The following is an 18847-nucleotide window of genomic DNA, read 5'->3' on the forward strand; positions in this document are numbered from 1 at the left end:
ATCGCCGGGCCATGGTGGCCCGGGCGGCGTTCAGGCGGCGCGCGCAACCGCCTCGGGCGCCTGCACGGCCGCGATGCCGCGGACCACGTCACCGACCACGATCACGGCCGGGCTGCCCAGGCCTTCGCGCTCGATGGTGGCGCTCAATTGCCCCAGTGTGGTGAGCGCGTGCCGTTGTTGGGGCAGCGTGGCGTGCTGGATCACGGCCAGGGGCGTGTCGGCCGGCAGGCCGGTGAGCAGGTCCTGCTCGATCTGCGCGGCGCTGGACACGCCCATGTAGATCACGAGCGTGAGCTTGGCGTCGCGCGCGGTGGCGGCCAGGGCCTGCCAGTCGGTGCCGGCATCGCCCGGCTTGGCATGGCCGGTGACGAAGACCACGCCGTGCGCGTGTTCGCGGTGGGTGAGCGGCACGCCCAGCGAGGTGAGGCCGGCCAGTCCGGCCGTGATGCCATTGACCACCTGCACCTCGATGCCGGCGGCGCGCAGGTGCTCCACCTCTTCGCCGCCCCGGCCGAAGATGAACGGGTCGCCGCCCTTGAGCCGCACCACCATTTCGCCTTCCTGGGCCGCCATCACCATGAGCTTCTCGATGAAGGCCTGCGGCGTGCTCTTGCAGCCGCCGCGTTTGCCCACGTGCACGATGCGCGCGCGCGGCGACGCGTGGGCGAGCACGCCGTCGCTCACGAGGTCGTCGACCAGCAGCACGGTGGCCGCGCTGATGGCCTTGACGGCCTTGAGCGTGAGCAGTTCGGGGTCGCCGGGGCCGGCGCCCACCAGGGCCACGGTACCGGGCAGGAACTCAGACGGCGAGGGCATGGGTTGCGGTTTCATGTTGCACGACCTCTCGCAAGATGTGTTCCACCTGCAGGGCAATCGGTGTGGGGATGGGCTCCGTGCCATCGAGCACGGCGCGGATGTAAGCGGCGGTGTGCGAGGCGTCCACCGCGGGCAGCGACGGCAGCCTGGCCAGCGGCCCGTCCTGCTGGGTCTGCACCTCGGTGCGCTCGCCGTCGCGGAACACTTCCATGCGCGGCGTGCGGCGTGCGTCGGCCACGGGTTCGCCTTCGGTGCCGCGCAGCAGCAGCGCATGAGCGCCGGTGAGCGCCCAGGTGGCGGCCATGGAGGTCGCGTATTCGGGGTGGGTGTAGCTGCCGACGATGAAGGCCTTGCCTTCGCACGGGTTCATGAGTTTCACCAGGCTGTGCGCGGGGTTGCGCAGGCCGACCGCGCGGCGCACGTCCAGCAGGCGCTTGAGGCCGGGGCTGAGCACCTCGGTGGGCACGAAGGCGACCTCGCCCGCGCCGAGCGTGGGCACCGCGCGGGCCGAAGGCACGCCCAGCGCTTCGAGCACCTGGGAGGCGAACACGCGCTGGTTCTCGGTGGCGGTGCCATGCACCAGCACCGCCGCGCCCCGGCGCGCCAGCAGCAGGGCCAGCAGCGGGGTGAGCACCGGCAGCTTGCGCGCGCCGTTGTAGCTGGGCAGCACGACGGTGGTGAGGCCGTTGTCGGGCAGGCGGCGCAGGCGCGCGTGGGTGGCATCGAGGAAGCCGGCCATCTCGTCGGGCGTTTCGCCCTTGATGCGCATGGCCAGGCAGAAGCCGCCGACCTCGAGGTCGGTCACGGCGCCGTCCAGCACCTGGCCGAGCAGGTCGGTGGCCTGCTCGCGCGTGAGCGAGCGGGCGCCGTCCTTGCCCCGACCGATTTCCTTGATGTATTGACTGATGGCCATGACTTGCAAATTTCGGCAAATTGTCAGGCAAGTTTGATGACTTCTCGTTATATGGGCGTTCTGGCCGCTCAGGCGGGCTGGGCCAGGGGCGCGCTGGCGCGCACCAGCCGCCTGAGTTCGGGCACGCAGGAGCCGCAGTGGGTGCCGCATTGCAGGCTGGCCTGCAGGGCGGCCAGGCGCTGGTCGTCGCTGCCTTCACAGCTGGCCAGCCGGGCCTGGATGGCGTCTTCACCCACGTTGAAGCACGTGCACACCTGCCGGCCCTTGGCCACCACGGCCACGGGGGCCTTGGCGCCCGGCATGAGCAGCAGGCGGCCGTACGCGGCGGCGGGCAGCCCGTCCTGCAGCAGGGGCTTGATCCAGACCTCGGCGCGCGTGTCGCCGGCCAGCACGAAGGCCTCGAGCCGGGTGGTGTCGCCCTCGCGCACCAGGCGCGCGGTGCGGCGCTGGCCCAGGCGCTTGTCCACGTAGCGCAGCGCATCGGCCGTCTGCAGGCCCAGCAGGGCTTCGATGCGTTCGATCAGTTCGGGCTCGGGTGCGTCGTGCGCGGCGGCGCGGAACAGGACGCCGGTGCGTTCGCGGCCGAAGGGCACGCAGGATGCAAACGGAAACCGCGCCATCAGCGCGCGCAGGCCTTCCCGCGCTTCCAGTGCCTGGGTGTCGGGCAGCCAGCCCAAGGCCAGCAGCGTCCAGGGCAGTTCGGCCTTGAGCACCTTCACCGCCGCGTGTTTGAGCTCGGGCTGTTTGGAGGTGGGGCAGTAGGCCGAGGTGGTCAGCGCGTTGACGCCGGCCAGCGGCTCGCCGGTGCTGCTCAGGCCGCTGAGGTATTCCGCGCCCCAGTGCATGGCGATGAAGGCCTGCGACAGGCCGATCTCGTCCGAGCCCGTCGCGGGCACCAGGATGGAGCCGCGCTTGCTGGTCACGTGCACCAGGTCACCGTCCTTCAGGCCGCGGCGCTCCATGTCCTTCGGGTGCAGTTGCACCGAGGGTTCGGCGACGTGGCCGAACAGGCGGCCCAGCGCGCCGGTGCGGGTCATGCCGTGCCACTGGTCGCGCAGGCGGCCGGTGGTGAGCGAGAACGGGTAGCGCGACTCGCGGGGCTCGGCCAGCGGCACGAAGGGCAGGGCGGCGAAGCGGGCCTTGCCGTCGGGCGTGGCGAACACGCCGTCTTCGTAGAGGCGCTGGCGGCCCTGCGATTCGCCGGTCTTGAGGGGCCATTGCTGCGGCCCCTGCTGCTGCAGCATGGCGTAGCTCAGGCCGGTGATGTCGAGGTCGCGCCCGCGCGTGGACTCGCGGTGCTCCAGCCACAGGCTTTCGGCATCGGGGTAGGGGAACAGCGTGGGCTGGCCGGGGCGCCAGCGGGCTTCGAGGCGCTGCGCGACGTCGACCACGATGCGCCAGTCGTGCCGCGCCTGGCCGGGCGCGGGCACGGCGGCGCGCACGCGGCTGATGCGGCGTTCGCTGTTGGTGACGGTGCCGTCCTTCTCGCCCCAGGTGGTGGCGGGCAGCAGCAGGTCGGCGTATTCGCAGGTGGCGGCGGTGGCGTAGGCCTCCTGCACCACGACGAACTCGGCGCGCGCCAGCGCGCGGCGCACGGTGGCCTGGTCGGGCATGGACTGGGCCGGGTTGGTGCAGGCGATCCAGAGCGCTTTCACCTGGCCGTCGGCGGCTGCCTCGAACAGCTCGACCGCGCTCAGGCCGGGCTTTTCGGGCACCGAAGGCAGGCCCCAGAGCGCAGCCACTTCCGCGCGGTGCGCGGGGTTGGCCAGGTCGCGGTGCGCGCTCAGCAGGTTGGCCAGGCCGCCGACCTCGCGCCCGCCCATGGCGTTGGGCTGGCCGGTGAGCGAGAACGGGCCGGCGCCGGGTTGGCCGATCTGGCCCGTGGCCAGGTGCAGGTTGATCAGGGTGGCGTTCTTGGCCGTGCCGCTGCTGCTCTGGTTCAGGCCCTGGCAGTAGAGGCTGAGCGTGGCGGGCGAGGTTGCGAACCACTTCGCGGCGGTGAACAGGTCTTCGCGCCGCAGGCCGCAGACCTGGGCCACGCGCTCGGGCGTGTGTTCGCGCACCAGGGCCTTGAGCGCGTCGAAACCGGTGGTGTGCGCGGCGATGTAGCCGCTGTCGATCCAGCCTTCCCACAGCATGATGTGCAGCAGGCCGTGGAACAGCATCACGTCGCTGCCCGGCTGCAGAGGGAGGTAGAGGTCGGCGAAACCGGCGGTGTCGGTGCGGCGCGGGTCGGCCACGATCACCTTCATGGCCGGGTTGTGCTGCTTCGCCTCTTCGATGCGGCGGAACAGCACCGGGTGCGCGAAGGCCGCGTTGCTGCCGACGATGAACAGGCATTGCGCGTGGTTCACGTCGTCGTAGCAGGCGGGCGGCGCGTCGGCGCCCAGCGTGAGCTTGTAGCCGGCCACCGCGCTGCTCATGCACAGGCGCGAGTTGGTGTCGACGTTGTTGGTGCCGATCAGGCCCTTGGCCAGCTTGTTGAAGGCGTAGTAGTCCTCGGTGAGCAGCTGGCCGCTGATGTAGAAGCCGACCGCGTCCGGGCCGTGCCGCTCGACCACCGTGGCGAAGCGCTCGGCGGCGAGGTCGAGCGCGGCGTCCCAGGCCAGGGGCGACGCGGGCGCGCCGCGTTGTGCGCGCTGCATGGGTTGCAGCAGGCGTGTCTGCTGGGCGATCGCGGGCGACGCGGTGAGGTGCAGGGTCTGGCCCTTGGTGCAGAGGCGGCCGAAGTTCGCCGGGTGCTGCGGGTCGCCGCGCACGCCGGTGATCTGGCTGCCCACGCTTTCGATCAGCACGCCGCAGCCCACGCCGCAGTAGGGGCAGGTGGAGCGGGTGGTGATCGGGCTCATGCGGGGACGGTGGCCGCCGCGCCGGGCCGCCCCAAGCCAGGCCGCTCCCCCTCGGGGGGCAGCGACCCGCGCAGCGGCGGAGCGTGGGGGTCGGTTGCCCTGCGCTGAGGGCCGGCCACGGGCCGCGTGAGATCGGTCGCCTGGGTCGCGAGTTCGTGCGCGTCCAGGTGCACCACGCCGTCCTGCACCTTCACCGCGAAGCGCGGCGTGCAGCCTTCGTCGGGCTCCTTGGCGCAGCCGCTGTCCAGGCCGATGGTCCAGTTGTGCATCGGGCAGGCCACATGGGTGCCGAAGACGATGCCCTGGCTCAGCGGGCCGCCCTTGTGCGGGCAGCGGTCGAGCAAGGCGAAGACCTCGTCGCGGTCATTGCGGAACACGGCCACGTCCAGGCCCTTGTCGCGTTGCACGCAGCGCGAGCCGAGCACGGGGATGTCGTCGACGCGGGTGATCGGAATCCAGTTGCTCATGGCGCACTCCCTTCCAGTGCCACCGCTTGGATGGGAGTGAACTGGCGCGTGTCCACCGCCGCCTTCTGGTGCTCGAACCACGGATCGGGCTCGCCGTCGAGCGCGAACTGCAGCTGTTCCCACAGCGCCTTGCGGCCTTCGGCGTCGTCGAGGATCTTCTTCTTCACGTGATCCAGGCCCACGCGGTTCACGTAGTGCACCGTGCGCTCCAGGTACCAGCCTTCGAGGCGGTAGAGCTGCATGAAGGCGCCGGTGTACTCCAGCACTTCCTCGGCGGTCTTGAGCTTGGTGAAGAACTCTGCCACCTCGGTCTTGATGCCGCCGTTGCCGGCGATGTACATCTCCCAGCCCGAGTCCACGCCGATGATGCCCACGTCCTTGATGCCGGCCTCGGCGCAGTTGCGCGGGCAGCCGCTGACCGCGAACTTCACCTTGTGCGGCGCGTACATGCGCCACATCGCGCGCTCCAGGTCCTTGCCCATCTGCGTGCTGTCCTGCGTGCCCATGCGGCACCACTCGCTGCCCACGCAGGTCTTCACCGTGCGCAGGGCCTTGGCATAGGCGTGGCCGCTGGGCATGCCGATGTCCTTCCAGACGTTGACCAGGTCTTCCTTCTTCACGCCCAGCAGGTCGATGCGCTGGCCGCCGGTGACCTTCACGGTGGGGATCTTGTACTTGTCCACCGCGTCGGCGATGCGGCGCAGCTCGTCGGCCGTGGTCTCGCCGCCCCACATGCGCGGGATCACGCTGTAGGTGCCGTCCTTCTGGATGTTGGCGTGCGCGCGCTCGTTGATGAAGCGGCTCTGCGGGTCGTCCTTGGCCTCCTTGGGCCAGGTGCTGATGAGGTAGTAATTGACGGCTGGGCGGCAGGTGGCGCAGCCGTTGGGCGTGCGCCAGCCCAGGCCTTCGAACACGGCGCCGATGCTCAGCAGCCGGCTGTCGCGGATGGCGTCGCGCACGGCCTGGTGGCCGTGGTCGGTGCAGGCGCACATGGCTTTCAGCTTGGGCGTGGCGGAGTAGTCGCCGCCGGCGGTGAACATCAGGATCTGTTCCACCAGGCCGGTGCACGAGCCGCAGGAGGCGCTGGCCTTGGTGTGCTTGCGCACCTCCTCCAGCGTGAACAGGCCCTTGTCCTTGATGGCCTTGCAGATGCTGCCCTTGGTCACGCCGTTGCAGCCGCAGACCTCGTCGCTGTCGGCCATGGCGGCGGCCTTGCTGTGGCCCTGGTGGCCCACGTCGCCGATGTTGGACTCGCCGAACATCAGGCGGTCGCGGATGTCGGCCACGCTGCGGCCATCGCGCAGCAGCTTGAAGTACCAGCTTCCATCCACCGTGTCGCCGTACAGGCAGGCGCCGACGAGCTTGTCGTCCTGGATCACCAGCTTCTTGTAGACGCCGCCCGAGGGGTCGCTCATCACGATCTCCTCGGTGTGCTCGCCGCCCATGAAGTTGCCGGCGGAGAAGAGGTCGATGCCGGTGACCTTGAGCTTGGTGGAGGTGAGCGAACCGACGTAGCGGCCGATGCCGAATTCGGCCAGGTGCGTGGCCAGCACCTTGCCCTGCTCGAACAGAGGCGCCACCAGACCATAGGCGATGCCGCGGTGCGCCGCGCACTCGCCCACCGCGTAGATGCGCGGGTCGGTCACGGTCTGCAGCGTGTCGCTGACCACGATGCCCTTGTTCACGTGCAGGTTCATGGACTCCGCCAGCGCGGTGTTGGGGCGGATGCCCACGGCCATCACCACCAGGTCGGCCGGCAGCTCGGTGCCGTCCTTGAAGCGGATCGCCTTCACGCGGCCAGCGTCGTTGCCCACCAGTTCCTGCGTCTGCGCGCCGATCAGGAAGCGCATGCCGCGCTGCTCCAGCGACTGCTGCAGCAGCTTGCCGGCCACGTCGTCGAGCTGGCGTTCCATGAGCCAGGGCGCGACGTGCACCACGCTCACCGCCATGCCGCGCTTCATCAGGCCGTTGGCCGCTTCCAGACCGAGCAGGCCGCCGCCGATGACGATGGCGTGCTGGTACTGCGTGGCGGCGTCGATCATGGCCTGGGTGTCGGCGATGTCGCGGTAGGCCAGCACACCCTGCAGGTCCTTGCCCGGGATGGGCAGCATGAAGGGGTTGGAGCCGGTGGCCATGATGAGGCGGTCGTAGGGCGCCTCGATCACGCCACCCTGGCCATCGCTGGCGCGCACGATGCGCCTGACGCGATCCACCTCGGTCACGGTCTTGCCCGCGTGCAGGGTGATGCCGTGCTCCTGGTACCAGGCCCAGTCGTTGAGCACGATCTCCTCCAGCGTCTGCTCGCCCGCCAGCACCGGCGAGAGCAGGATGCGGTTGTAGTTGGGGTGGGGCTCGGCGCCGAAGACGGTGATGTCGTACAGGTCGGGCGCGATCTTGAGCAGCTCTTCGAGCGTGCGCACGCCGGCCATGCCGTTGCCGACCATGACCAGTTTCAGGCGTTGCGAGGGGGGCAGGCGCATGTCCATGGGGTTCTCCTGGGCGGCCGGTCAGGCCAGCTTCTCCACGTGGGTCTGGCGGGTGTAGAGGAAGTCGATCACTTCCTTGCGGCATTGCTGGTAGGTCGGGTTGTCGGCCAGCGCCACGCGCTGGCGCGGGCGCGGCAGGTCCACGCGCAGCACCTCGCCGATGGTGGCGGCCGGGCCGTTGGTGAGCATCACGATGCGGTCGCTCAGCAGCACGGCCTCGTCCACGTCGTGCGTGACCATCACCACGGTGCTGTGCGTGCGCGCCACGATCTCCAGCAGCTCGTCCTGCAGCTTGGCGCGGGTGAGCGCGTCGAGCGCGCCGAAGGGTTCGTCCATGAGCAGCACCTTGGGTTCCATCGACAGCGCGCGCGCGATGCCCACGCGCTGCTTCATGCCGCCGGAGATTTCGCCGGGGCGCTTCTGCGCGGCGGCGGTGAGGCCCACCAGGGCCAGCGCGGCTTCGGTGCGCGCCTTGAGCTGCGCTTTGTTTTCGTTGACGCCGAAGACGCGTTCGACCGCGAGGTGCACGTTCTCGAAGCAGGTCAGCCAGGGCAGCAGCGAGTGGTTCTGGAACACCACCGCGCGCTCGGGGCCGGGGCCGGCGATCTCCTTGTCGGCGCACAGCAGCACGCCGCTGGTGGGCGTGGTCAGGCCGGCGATGAGGTTGAGCAGCGTGGACTTGCCGCAGCCCGAGTGGCCGATCAGCGTGACGAACTCGCCCTTGGCGACGGTGAGGTCGATCTGGCGCAGCGCGGGGAAGAGGCCCTTGCGGGTCTTGAAGGTCTGCTCGACGCCCTGGATCTCGATGTACTTGGACGCATCGCTCATTTGGAAACCTCCATGCTGCGCATTGCGGTGCGATCGCCTTCGGGCGGCCGGGCGGCGCTCATGACTTCACCTCTTCGAACGTGAACAGGGTGGCCAGCTTGATGAGGCCGAACTCGAGCACCAGGCCGACGATGCCGATCACGAAGATGGCGATGATGATGCTGGCGACGTTGAGGTTGTTCCACTCGTCCCAGATCCAGAAGCCGATGCCCACGCCACCGGTCAGCATCTCGGCGGCCACGATCACCAGCCAGGCCGTGCCCACCGCCAGGCGCACGCCGGTCAGCAGGTAGGGCAGCACGGCGGGAAACAGGATCTTGGTGAAGATCTTCCACTCGCTCAGGTTGAGCACGCGCGCCACGTTCATGTAGTCCTGCGGCACGCGCTGCACGCCCACGGCGGTGTTGATGATCATGGGCCAGATCGAGCAGATGAAGATGGTCCAGATCGCGGCCGGGTTGGCGCCCTTGAACACCAGCAGGCCGATCGGCAGCCAGGCCAGCGGCGAGACCGGGCGCAGCAGGCTGATGAGCGGGTTGAACATGCGGCTGAGGAAGTCGAAGCGGCCGATGGCGAAGCCGGCCGGAATGCCCACCAGCGCGGCCAGGCCGAAGCCCACGCCCACGCGCTGCAGCGACATGAGCACGTTCCAGCCCACGCCCTGGTCGTTCGGGCCGGCCTGGTAGAACGGGTCGGAGAACACGCCCACGGCCTGCGCCCAGGTGGCCAGCGGCGTGGGGATGCCGCTGTCGCTGCTGCCGGCCACCAGCGACCACACCAGCACGAGGAAGCCCAGGCCGAGCAGCGGCGGCAGCACGCCGCGGAAGAAGCCCGCGCCGCGCTCGCGCCAGGGCGAAGGCGAGGCCGGCCGGGCGGGCTCGATGGCTGCCGGCGCGAGCGGCGCGGCCACCGAAGGCTTGGGGTGGGGCACGGCGGCCACCGCGGGGGCGGCGGGCGCCACGGCCTCCAGGGGGGTGTGAAAAACGGCACTGACCATGGTGGTGTTCCTCGGGTGCGGCGGGCCGGATCAGGCCGCCTTCATCTTGAAGCTGTCGGCGTACTTGGCGGGGTCCTTGCCGTCCCACACCACGCCGTCGATGAACCTGGCGCTGCGCAGGTCGGACTTGGGCAGCGGCGTCTTGGTGGCGGACGCGGCTTCCTTGTAGATGTCGATGCGGTTGACCTGCCTGGCCACGGCCAGGTAGTCGGGGTGCGACTTGAGCAGGCCCCAGCGCTTGTGCTGGGTGAGGAACCACATGCCGTCGCTCAGGTAGGGGTAGTTGGCCGCCCCGTCGTTGTAGAACTTCATGTGGTTGGGGTCGTCCCAAGTCTTGCCCAGGCCGTTCTGGTAGCGGCCCAGGATGCGCTGGTTGATCGCGTCCACGCCGGTGTTCACGTAGGAGCGCTGGGCGATGGTCTCGGCCATCTTGTTCTTGTTCTGCAGGCCGGCGTCGATCCACTTGCCGGCCTCCAGGATGGCCGCCGTCACGGCGCGCGCGGTGTTGGGGTTCTTCTGCACGAACTCGGCCGTGGTGCCCAGCACCTTCTCGGGGTGGTCCTTCCAGATGTCCTGCGTGGTGTTGGCCGTGATGCCGATGCCGTCCATGATGGCGCGGTGGTTCCAGGGCTCGCCGACGCAGAAGCCGTCCATGTTGCCCACGCGCATGTTGGCCACCATCTGCGGCGGCGGCACCACGATGGCGCGCGCGTCCTTGAAGGGGTCGATGCCGGCCGCCGCCAGCCAGTAGTAGAGCCACATGGCGTGGGTGCCGGTGGGGAAGGTCTGGGCGAAGGTGTATTCGCGCTTTTCGGTGGCCATCAGCTTGGCCAGGGAGGGGCCGTCCACCGCGCCTTTTTCGGCCAGCTTCTTCGACAGCGTGATGGCCTGGCCGTTCTGGTTCAGGTTCATCAGGATGGCCATGTCCTTCTTCGGCCCGGCGGTGCCCAGTTGCAGGCCATAGATCAGGCCGTAGAGCACGTGGGCGAAATCCAGTTCGCCATTGACCAGCTTGTCGCGCACGCCGGCCCAGCTGGCTTCCTTGGTCGGGACGATCTTGACGCCGTGCTTCTTGTCCAGGCCGAGTTCGGCGGCCATGACCACGCTGGCGCAGTCGGTCAGGGGAATGAAGCCGATCTTGACTTCGGTTTTTTCAGGTGCGTCGGAGCCGGCGGCCCAGACCCCGTGGTGGCCCAGCGTGGAGAAGAGGGCGGCCGTGCCGACGGCGCTGCCCTTCTTGATGAACTCGCGGCGCGAGGCGGTGGGGCCGTCGGCTGGGGTGGGGATGTCTGCGTTCATGTCCAACTCCTTGCTGATGAAAAAAAGCGTTGCCCCAAAGCACAACGGCGCCCATTTCCGTGCCTGCGCTGAGCGGGCGGGAAATGGACGCCGTTGTCCGTGTCTGGGAAGACTGTCTGGAACTCAGGCCGCCATTGGCCCGGTTTCCTTTGCCTGGATCAAAGCAGTTAGCGTGCCAGCCTCAGGGTTGTCCCGGGGTCGCGCGAGAAGCGCTTGATTCCCAAGGAAAAAACCCGGCGGCCGGTGGGGGCGGCATCCGGGTGGTGGGCTTCAAACTGGTGCGAGCCGATCCGGCGGGCACGCTATTTGTGCGCTGCAACACCCGGCCGCGTGTCAGCGCGGCCGGGCGGGCAGCACGTCGGCCATGGCCAGCACGGCCTCGGCCACCTCGATCAGCCGGCGGTTCTGGTTCATGGCCATCTGGCGCATGGTCTTGTGCGCTTCTTCCTCGCTGAGCTGGCGGTGCGCCATCAGCAGGCCCTTGGCGCGCTCGATCAGCTTGCGCTCGTTCAGGCTGGCGCGCACCGTGTCCAGCTCCTCGCCCATGGTCTGCAGGCGGCGCGCCTGGTCCTGCACCAGCTCGAGGATGGAGCGATCCAGCTGCAGGCCATAGCCCTGGGCGGTGGCGCCGAAGCCGGCGGGCACGGCCGCGGAAGGTGCATCCTGGAAGAAGGAGAGGGCGTTGGCCTCGCGCGGGGCGGTGGTGCTGAGGGCCTGGTAGGCCTCCAGCTCGGTCCGGGCGGCACCGATCTTGTCCTCGCAGGCGCGCAGCAGGTCGAGCGCGAGCCGGTCCTCCACCGCCTTCATGCGGTCCATGCGCTGGCTGCAGCAGTCGAACCAGACCTGGCTGAGCTGCACGTTGAGCGGCGCGCCCTGCGCGGCGGTGCAGAGCACGCGGCGCAGGCGCTCCAGTTCGGCCAGCGTGGCGCTGGCCTGGCTGGCCGCCCACAGGTCCACCGCCTTGGGGTTGGCGAACTCGGCGAACACCTGCAGGCAGCGCTCCTGCGACTCGATCAGGTGCAGCAGGCGTTGCTGCTCGATCGCCTCGGCGCGGCCGCTGACGAACAGGGCCGAGCCGGCGGCGCGTTCCTGGCCCGCGAACTCCTTGCCCTGCATGAAGTTGAACAGCGCCACCAGCAGGCGCGAGACCTCCGGGTCGCTCGCGCTGTCGGCGGCCTCGAACACCACCGCCAGCAGGCCCGCGATCAGGCGCACGTAGGCGTCGGTGGCCTGGCGGGTGGTCCAGGCCAGCGAGGCCACGCGCTCGCGCAGGTCTTCGAGCGCGTTCAGGCCGTGCAGCACGTAGGCGATGCGGCTGAACAGGCGCGCGCCATGGCCGACGCGGGCGGACTCGGTGTCCAGGCTGTCGAAACAGGCGCGCAGCTCGGCCTCGGTCTGGCGGCATTCCTCGATCTGGCGGGCGCGCATGTCGGTGAAGCGCGCGCCCTGGGAGCCGATGTGCAGGTTGGACAGGCCGCGCTCGCGCTGCAGACCGTGCACGAGCCGGCCGGTGACATTCACGAGCGCGCTGGTCAGCGCGAGCTCCTGCAGCTCGGCGATTTCGCAGCGCTTGGCGGCGACAAGGAAACTCAGGCCCGATTTCATGGGGGATGTTCGTGGGGTAGGGGGCATGCCCCTGCCACTGAGCAACAACCATGCCGCCCCGTACACTCCCCGCATGCGGATTTTGGGAATCGAGTCGTCCTGCGACGAAACCGGCGTGGCCCTGGTCGATGCCAGCGGCAGCGCCACCCCCCGGCTGTTGGGGCATGCCCTGCACAGCCAGATTGAAATGCACCAGGCCTATGGCGGCGTGGTGCCCGAGCTTGCCAGCCGCGACCACATCCGCCGCGTCCTGCCGCTGACCGACGCCGTGCTGGCCCAGGCCGGCCTGCCGCTCTCGGCCGTGGACGCCATCGCCTACACCCGGGGGCCGGGGCTGGCCGGCGCCTTGCTGGTCGGCTCGGGCGTGGCCTGCGCCCTGGGCTTTGCGCTGGGCAAGCCGGTGATCGGCGTGCACCACCTCGAAGGCCACCTGCTCTCGCCCTTCCTGAGCGCCGACCCGCCCGAATTCCCCTTCGTGGCGCTGCTGGTCTCCGGTGGCCACAGCCAGTTGATGCGGGTGGACGGCGTGGGCCGCTACGAACTGCTGGGCGAGACCATCGACGACGCGGCCGGCGAGGCCTTCGACAAATCGGCCAAGCTGCTGGGTTTGCCGTACCCGGGCGGCCCGGCGCTCTCGCGCCTGGCCCAGCAGGGCGACGCCCAGGCCTACAAATTCCCGCGCCCGCTGCTGCACAGCGGCGATCTCGACTTTTCGTTCGCCGGCCTCAAGACGGCGGTGCTCACCCAGGTGAAGAAATTGGCCCATGCCCACCCGGACGGCCCGGCCACGCTGCACCTGGCCGACCCGCTGAGCGCGCAGCAGAAGGCCGACGTGGCCGCCAGCGTGCAGGCCGCCATCGTCGAGGTGCTGGTGAAGAAATCCTTCATGGCGATCCGCCAGACCGGTCTGCGCCGCCTGGTGGTGGCTGGTGGGGTGGGGGCCAATGCGCTGCTGCGCGAGCAGTTGGGCGCCGCCTGCGCCCAGGCCGGCGTGCGCGTGCACTACCCCGAGCTGCACCTGTGCACCGACAACGGCGCCATGATCGCGCTGGCCGGCGGCATGCGGGCCCAGGCCGGGCTGGCCGGCGCCGACGCAGCGGGCGCCGGCGGTTACCCCTTCGACGTGAAACCGCGCTGGCCGCTTTCCGACCTGGGCCTTCCTGCCACCGCTGGATGAGCGGGCGGGTGATTCCTGTAATTATGAATTAAACTCCCGGCGCTGTCGCCTTGGCGACTCTGCTGCGTGGGCCAGTCCCGGCCCCCGGCCTTTGCACCCGGAGCCCCTCCCTGATGAAACACCTGTTCGATTCCCTGTTTTCGCCGCGCCGCCGCGCGTTCGTCGCGGCCCTCGTGGGCGGCCTGACCACCACCCTGGCCGTGGCGCAGGCGCCCGCCACCGGCGCCCCGATCCGCATCGGCATGATCGAAGGCCTCTCCGGCCCGATCGGCAACACCGGCGATGCGGTGTTCCGCAACCTGATCTGGGCCACCGAGCGGGTCAACGCCCGCGGCGGCGTGAAGCTGCCCGGCGGCAACCGCCCGCTGGTGATCGAGCGTTTCGACAGCAAGGGCCAGACCGACGAGGCCCTCTCGGCGCTGCGCTCGGCGATCGACAAGGGCGTCACCATCGTCGCCCAGGGCAACTCGTCGGCGGCGGCGAGCGCGCTGATCGACGCCATCAACAAGCACAACGAGCGCGACACGGCGCGCCAGGTGCTGTTCCTCAACTACTCGGCGGTGGACCCGGTGCTGACCAACGAGAAATGCAGCTTCTGGCATTTCCGCTTCGACGCCCATGCCGACATGCGCATGAAGGCCCTCATGAGCGTGCTGCGCGAGGACAGGCAGCTCAAGAACATCTACCTGATCGGGCAGGACTACAGCTTCGGCCAGGCCGTGCTGCGCGAGGCGCGCAGCCAGCTCGCGGCCCAGCGGCCCGATGTGACCATCGTCGGCGACGAGCTGCACCCCATGGCGCGCGTGAAGGACTTCCTGCCCTACGCCGCCAAGATCAAGGCCAGCGGCGCGCAGGCCGTGCTCACCGGCAACTGGGGCAACGACCTCACGCTGCTGGTGAAGGCCGCGCGCGAAAGCGGCTTCGAGGGCAGCTTCTACACCTTCTACGGCAACGCGCTGGGCGCGCCCGCCGCCATGGGCGATGCCGGCATCGGCAAGGTGATCGCCGTGGCCGACTGGTTCCCCAACGTGCCCACGCCCGAGTCCGAGGCCTTCTACAAATCGTTCCGCGAGCGTTTCCCCAGCCCGGCCGACGACTACGTGCACATGCGCATGCAGCTGCTCGTCGAGGCCCTGGCGCAGGCCATCGAGCGCGCGGGCGCGGCCGGCCCGGTCAACGCCGCCACCATCGCCGCCCAGCTGGAAAAGGCCGACGTCACCCTCGCTGGCCAGCGCGCCCGCATGCGCGGCGCCGACCACCAGTTCCAGCAATCGCTGGCCGTGGCCGTGATGGACCGGCAGGGCGCGCCCGGCGTCAAGTTCGACGTCGAAGGCTCGGGCTACGGCTTTCGCGTGATCCGCAACCTCAGCCCACAGCAGGCCGAGCTGCCGCACACCTGTACCATGCAGCGACCTTGATACTGCGGGAGCGTGTGCCGATGAGACAGGTGGTGGAACAGCTGGAGGCCTCGCGCATCCGGGAAGTGGCCAACGAGGGCCTGGGCCGGGCCGATGTGCTCAAGTTCTGGTTCGGCGAGAGCGACGAGGTCACGCCCGGCTTCATCCGCGACACGGCCGTGGCCTCGCTGCAGGCCGGCGAGACCTTCTACACCCACAACCTGGGCCTGCAGGAGCTGCGCGAGGCGCTGGCGGCGTACACCGACAAGCTCCACCCCGGGCGCGGCGCGGGCCACTGGTTCGACCGCCTGGCCGTCAGCTCGGGCGGCGTCAACGGGCTCATGCTGGCCTCGCAGGCCCTGGTGGAGGCGGGCGACGAGGTGATCGTGGTCTCGCCGGCCTGGCCCAACCTGGTGGCGCAGCCGCTCATCCTGGGTGCGAAGGTCAAGACCGTGCCGCTGCGCGTGCAGGCCGATGGCCCCCGGGCGGGGGCCTGGGTGCTGGACATGGACGCCTTGCTCGCCGCCATCACGCCCTCGACCCGCCTGCTGGTGGTCAACGCCCCCAACAACCCCACGGGCTGGACGCTCAGCGCCGCCGAGCAGCGCACCATCCTCGCGCACTGCCGCCGCACCGGCACCTGGATCCTGGCCGACGAGGTCTACGAGCGGCTTTATTTCGCGGACGACACGCCCAACGGCGCCGCGCCCAGCTTCCTGGACGTGGCCGAACCGGACGACCGCGTCATCGTCGCCCACAGCTTCTCCAAGAGCTTCCTCATGACCGGCTGGCGCCTGGGTTGGCTGGTGCTGCCGCCAGCGCTCACCGCCGCCATCGGCAAGCTCATTGAATACAACACCTCCTGCGCGCCGGTGTTCGTGCAGCGCGCGGCCACCGTGGCGCTGCAGCGCGGCGACGAGGTCACGCCGGCCCTGGTGGCGCACCTGCGGCACTGCCGAGACACCCTGGTGCCGCTGCTGCGCGCGCTGCCCGGGGTGACCCTGGCCGAGCCGCTGGGCGGCATGTACGCCTTCTTCCGGCTGGCGGGGCAGGACGATTGCCTGGCGGTGGCCAAGCGCCTGGTGCGCGAAGCCGGCCTGGGCCTGGCGCCCGGCAGCGCCTTCAGCCCCGAGGCCACGGGCTGGCTGCGCTGGTGCTTCGCCAGCCGCGACACGGACCGCCTGGTGCAGGGCGTGGAGCGCCTGCGCCACTGGCTGGCCGCCCAGCCGCCGGCTGCCTCCTGAGTCCTTCTGGTCTATAATTCGCGGTTGCTGTCTTCACGGACGGCAATTTCACGCCCGCGGCGGCCCACATCGGCTGCGGCGGGACGCACGTAACGCCAGGCAACTGGCCAAGGAACTTTCAATGATCGCCCAATCCATCAAAGCCGAAGTGGTCGCGGCCAACGCCCGCGCCGCCAACGACACCGGCAGCCCCGAAGTGCAAGTCGCACTGCTGACCGCCCGCATCAACGAGCTCACCCCTCACTTCAAGACCCACGCCAAGGACCACCATGGCCGCCGCGGTCTGCTGCGCATGGTGAGCCGCCGCCGCAAGCTGCTCGACTACCTGAAGTCCAAGGACGCCGAGCGTTACATCGCCCTGATCCAGAAACTGGGCCTGCGCAAGTAATTGGCACGGCTGTGACACACGAAACGCCTGAGTTGGTTCGCTGGCTCGGGCGTTTTTTGCTTGTCACGCGCCTTTTTTGATTCCGGAGCCCCGACAACAGAGCGAAGCTGTGTCATTCCAAACGGGTTGTGTGCCAGGTGTGGCGCCCACAGCCCTTCTGGAATGGCATCGTGTTCTGGGTTGTGTCTCCGGGTTTTGTGCAGCGAAGCTGCACGCATTTAACGGAGAGACACCATGAGCATGTTCAACAAGGTCACCAAGAGCTTCCAGTGGGGCCCCCACCACGTCACGATGGAAACCGGCGAAATCGCGCGCCAGTCCACCGGCGCCGTGCTGGTCAACATCGACGACACCGTGGTCCTGGCCACCGTGGTCGCCAAGACCGAGGCCAAGGCCGGCCAGGACTTCTTCCCCCTGACGGTGGACTACACCGAAAAGTCGTACGCCGCCGGCAAGATCCCCGGCAGCTTCTTCAAGCGCGAAGGCCGCCCGAGCGAACTCGAGACGCTGACCTGCCGCCTGATCGACCGCCCGATCCGCCCGCTGTTCCCTGAAGGCTTCTACAACGAAGTGCAGGTGATCGTGCACGTGGTGAGCCTGAACCCCGAAGTGCAGGCCGACATCGCCGCGATGATCGCCACCTCCGCCGCGCTGGCCGTCAGCGGCATCCCGTTCAACGGCCCCATCGGCGCGGCCCGCGTGGGTTATGTCAACGGCGAGTACGTGCTCAACCCGGGCCAGACCCAGCTCAAGGACAGCCAGCTCGACCTCGTGGTCGCCGGCACCGAAGCCGCCGTGCTGATGGTGGAATCCGAAGCCGACCAGCTGTCCGAAGAAGTCATGCTGGGCGCCGTGGTCTACGGCCACGACATGGGCAAGATCGCCATCGCCGCCATCAACGAACTCGTGCGCGACGCCGGCAAGCCGGCCTGGGACTGGCAGCCGCCGGCCAAGGACGAGCCGCTGATCGCCAAGGTCGACGCTCTGGCCAAGGCCAAGCTCGAAGCCGCCTACCAGATCCGCAACAAGCAGGCCCGCACCCAGGCCTGCCGCACGGCCTATGCCGACGTGTTCGCCGCCCTGAAGGCCGAAGGCGTGGACTTCGACAGCGTGGCCGTCGAAGCCCTGCTGTTCGAGATCGAAGCCAAGATCGTGCGTGGCCAGATCCTGGCCGGCGAGCCCCGCATCGACGGCCGCGACACCCGCACCGTGCGCGCCATCGAAATCCGCAACAGCGTGCTGCCCCGCACCCACGGCTCGGCCCTGTTCACCCGCGGTGAAACGCAGGCGCTGGTCGTGGCCACGCTCGGCACCGACCGCGACGCGCAGCGCATCGACGCGCTGGCCGGCGAGTTCGAAGACCGCTTCATGCTGCACTACAACATGCCTCCCTTCGCCACCGGCGAAGCCGGCCGTTTCGGCACGCCCAAGCGCCGCGAGATCGGCCACGGCCGCCTGGCCAAGCGCGCGCTGATCGCCGCGCTGCCGAGCAAGGAAGACTTCCCCTACACCATGCGCGTGGTGTCCGAGATCACCGAGTCCAACGGCTCCTCGTCGATGGCTTCGGTCTGCGGCGGCTGCCTGGCGCTGATGGACGCCGGCGTGCCCATGAAGGCGCACGTGGCCGGTATCGCCATGGGCCTGATCAAGGACGGCAACCGCTTCGCCGTGCTGACCGACATCCTGGGTGACGAAGATCACCTGGGCGACATGGACTTCAAGGTGGCCGGCACCACCAACGGCATCTCGGCGCTGCAGATGGACATCAAGATCCAGGGCATCACCAAGGAAATCATGCAGGTCGCGCTGGCCCAGGCCAAGGAAGCCCGCATGCACATCCTGGGCAAGATGCAGGAAGCCATGGGCGAAGCCAAGACCGAAGTGTCCAACTTCGCGCCCAAGCTCTTCACCATGAAGATCAACCCCGAGAAGATCCGTGACGTGATCGGCAAGGGCGGCTCCGTCATCCGCGCGCTGACCGAAGAAACCGGCACGCAGATCAACATCGACGAAGACGGCACCATCACCATCGCCTCGACCGACTCGGCCAAGGCCGACGAAGCCAAGCGCCGCATCGAGCAGATCACGGCCGAGGTGGAAGTGGGCAAGGTCTACGAAGGCCCGGTCACCAAGATCCTGGACTTCGGTGCTTTGATCAACCTGCTGCCCGGCAAGGACGGCCTGCTGCACATCAGCCAGATCGCCCACGAGCGCGTCGAGAAGGTCACCGACTACCTGAGCGAAGGCCAGATCGTGCGCGTGAAGGTGCTGGAGACCGATGAAAAGGGCCGCGTCAAGCTGTCCATGAAGGCCCTGGCCGAACGCAACACCGGCGAGCAGGCACCTCAGCAGCCTCAGTCGTGATGTCACCGGTGGTGCCG

At 69.1% G+C, this 18847-nt stretch carries 13 protein-coding genes and 1 pseudogene; 5 read left to right on the forward strand and 9 right to left on the reverse strand.

Annotated elements, in window-relative coordinates:
- Window positions 1-30 precede the first annotated feature (30 nt).
- The 9 genes and pseudogenes from cobA to ABSY19_RS23920 form a co-directional block, all read right to left on the reverse strand.
- Entirely contained in the window at window positions 31-816 is a 786-nt protein-coding gene (cobA, locus tag ABSY19_RS23880) for a uroporphyrinogen-III C-methyltransferase (protein WP_382156488.1), read from the reverse strand.
- Window positions 800-1729: a DNA-binding protein YbiB gene (ybiB, locus tag ABSY19_RS23885; RefSeq protein WP_382156490.1), complete on the reverse strand. Its 930-nt coding sequence runs from the start codon at window positions 1727-1729 to the stop codon at window positions 800-802. Before ybiB ends, cobA begins: the two co-directional genes overlap by 17 nt.
- A gap of 68 nt (window positions 1730-1797) precedes the next feature.
- Window positions 1798-4578, reverse strand: a complete 2781-nt coding sequence (locus tag ABSY19_RS23890) for a molybdopterin-dependent oxidoreductase (protein ID WP_382156492.1) — start codon at window positions 4576-4578, stop codon at window positions 1798-1800.
- Between the two features lie 95 nt (window positions 4579-4673).
- Window positions 4674-5045 (reverse strand): annotated as a pseudogene (gene nirD, locus ABSY19_RS23895) (nitrite reductase small subunit NirD); the annotation flags it as partial.
- Window positions 5042-7531, reverse strand: a complete 2490-nt coding sequence (nirB, locus tag ABSY19_RS23900; RefSeq protein ID WP_382156494.1) for a nitrite reductase large subunit NirB — start codon at window positions 7529-7531, stop codon at window positions 5042-5044. The gene nirB and the pseudogene nirD, both read right to left, overlap by 4 nt.
- Window positions 7532-7552: 21 nt before the next feature.
- Window positions 7553-8359: an ABC transporter ATP-binding protein gene (locus ABSY19_RS23905; protein ID WP_382156496.1), complete on the reverse strand. Its 807-nt coding sequence runs from the start codon at window positions 8357-8359 to the stop codon at window positions 7553-7555.
- 58 nt (window positions 8360-8417) lie between these two features.
- Complete coding sequence (ntrB, locus tag ABSY19_RS23910) at window positions 8418-9356, reverse strand: nitrate ABC transporter permease (RefSeq protein ID WP_382156498.1); 939 nt, start codon at window positions 9354-9356, stop codon at window positions 8418-8420.
- 30 nt (window positions 9357-9386) lie between these two features.
- Window positions 9387-10655, reverse strand: a complete 1269-nt coding sequence (locus tag ABSY19_RS23915) for a CmpA/NrtA family ABC transporter substrate-binding protein (protein WP_382156500.1) — start codon at window positions 10653-10655, stop codon at window positions 9387-9389.
- 333 nt (window positions 10656-10988) lie between these two features.
- Window positions 10989-12260, reverse strand: a complete 1272-nt coding sequence (locus ABSY19_RS23920; protein WP_382156502.1) for a nitrate- and nitrite sensing domain-containing protein — start codon at window positions 12258-12260, stop codon at window positions 10989-10991.
- A gap of 73 nt (window positions 12261-12333) precedes the next feature.
- Between ABSY19_RS23920 and tsaD the strand changes: the two genes are divergently transcribed.
- From tsaD to pnp, 5 genes are all read left to right on the forward strand, one after another.
- Window positions 12334-13437 (forward strand): tRNA (adenosine(37)-N6)-threonylcarbamoyltransferase complex transferase subunit TsaD, encoded by a 1104-nt coding sequence (tsaD, locus tag ABSY19_RS23925; protein ID WP_382156504.1) that lies wholly within the window; start codon window positions 12334-12336, stop codon window positions 13435-13437.
- A gap of 113 nt (window positions 13438-13550) precedes the next feature.
- On the forward strand, window positions 13551-14855 hold the full coding sequence (locus ABSY19_RS23930) for a branched-chain amino acid ABC transporter substrate-binding protein (RefSeq protein ID WP_382156506.1): 1305 nt from the start codon (window positions 13551-13553) through the stop codon (window positions 14853-14855).
- A 20-nt stretch (window positions 14856-14875) separates the two neighbouring features.
- On the forward strand, window positions 14876-16078 hold the full coding sequence (locus ABSY19_RS23935; RefSeq protein ID WP_382156508.1) for a pyridoxal phosphate-dependent aminotransferase: 1203 nt from the start codon (window positions 14876-14878) through the stop codon (window positions 16076-16078).
- A gap of 121 nt (window positions 16079-16199) precedes the next feature.
- The gene (rpsO, locus tag ABSY19_RS23940) at window positions 16200-16466 is read left to right on the forward strand and encodes a 30S ribosomal protein S15 (protein ID WP_291117839.1); all 267 of its coding nucleotides are present in this window, start codon (window positions 16200-16202) and stop codon (window positions 16464-16466) included.
- 234 nt (window positions 16467-16700) lie between these two features.
- The gene (pnp, locus tag ABSY19_RS23945; RefSeq protein ID WP_382156510.1) at window positions 16701-18830 is read left to right on the forward strand and encodes a polyribonucleotide nucleotidyltransferase; all 2130 of its coding nucleotides are present in this window, start codon (window positions 16701-16703) and stop codon (window positions 18828-18830) included.
- The last annotated feature ends 17 nt before the right edge of the window (window positions 18831-18847 follow it).

It is taken from the genome of Hydrogenophaga sp. ANAO-22, assembly GCF_042466645.1.
Classification (GTDB): Bacteria; Pseudomonadota; Gammaproteobacteria; order Burkholderiales; family Burkholderiaceae_C; genus Hydrogenophaga.

What these genes read in the sequence shown, in the direction of transcription:
- cobA (WP_382156488.1), bottom strand. Translation starts at nt 816, where the DNA reads ATGCCCTCGCCGTCTGAGTTCCTGCCCGGTACCGTGGCCCTGGTGGGC.
- ybiB (WP_382156490.1), bottom strand. Translation starts at nt 1,729, where the DNA reads ATGGCCATCAGTCAATACATCAAGGAAATCGGTCGGGGCAAGGACGGC.
- ABSY19_RS23890 (WP_382156492.1), bottom strand. Translation starts at nt 4,578, where the DNA reads ATGAGCCCGATCACCACCCGCTCCACCTGCCCCTACTGCGGCGTGGGC.
- nirB (WP_382156494.1), bottom strand. Translation starts at nt 7,531, where the DNA reads ATGGACATGCGCCTGCCCCCCTCGCAACGCCTGAAACTGGTCATGGTC.
- ABSY19_RS23905 (WP_382156496.1), bottom strand. Translation starts at nt 8,359, where the DNA reads ATGAGCGATGCGTCCAAGTACATCGAGATCCAGGGCGTCGAGCAGACC.
- ntrB (WP_382156498.1), bottom strand. Translation starts at nt 9,356, where the DNA reads ATGGTCAGTGCCGTTTTTCACACCCCCCTGGAGGCCGTGGCGCCCGCC.
- ABSY19_RS23915 (WP_382156500.1), bottom strand. Translation starts at nt 10,655, where the DNA reads ATGAACGCAGACATCCCCACCCCAGCCGACGGCCCCACCGCCTCGCGC.
- ABSY19_RS23920 (WP_382156502.1), bottom strand. Translation starts at nt 12,260, where the DNA reads ATGAAATCGGGCCTGAGTTTCCTTGTCGCCGCCAAGCGCTGCGAAATC.
- tsaD (WP_382156504.1), top strand. Translation starts at nt 12,334, where the DNA reads ATGCGGATTTTGGGAATCGAGTCGTCCTGCGACGAAACCGGCGTGGCC.
- ABSY19_RS23930 (WP_382156506.1), top strand. Translation starts at nt 13,551, where the DNA reads ATGAAACACCTGTTCGATTCCCTGTTTTCGCCGCGCCGCCGCGCGTTC.
- ABSY19_RS23935 (WP_382156508.1), top strand. Translation starts at nt 14,876, where the DNA reads ATGAGACAGGTGGTGGAACAGCTGGAGGCCTCGCGCATCCGGGAAGTG.
- rpsO (WP_291117839.1), top strand. Translation starts at nt 16,200, where the DNA reads ATGATCGCCCAATCCATCAAAGCCGAAGTGGTCGCGGCCAACGCCCGC.
- pnp (WP_382156510.1), top strand. Translation starts at nt 16,701, where the DNA reads ATGAGCATGTTCAACAAGGTCACCAAGAGCTTCCAGTGGGGCCCCCAC.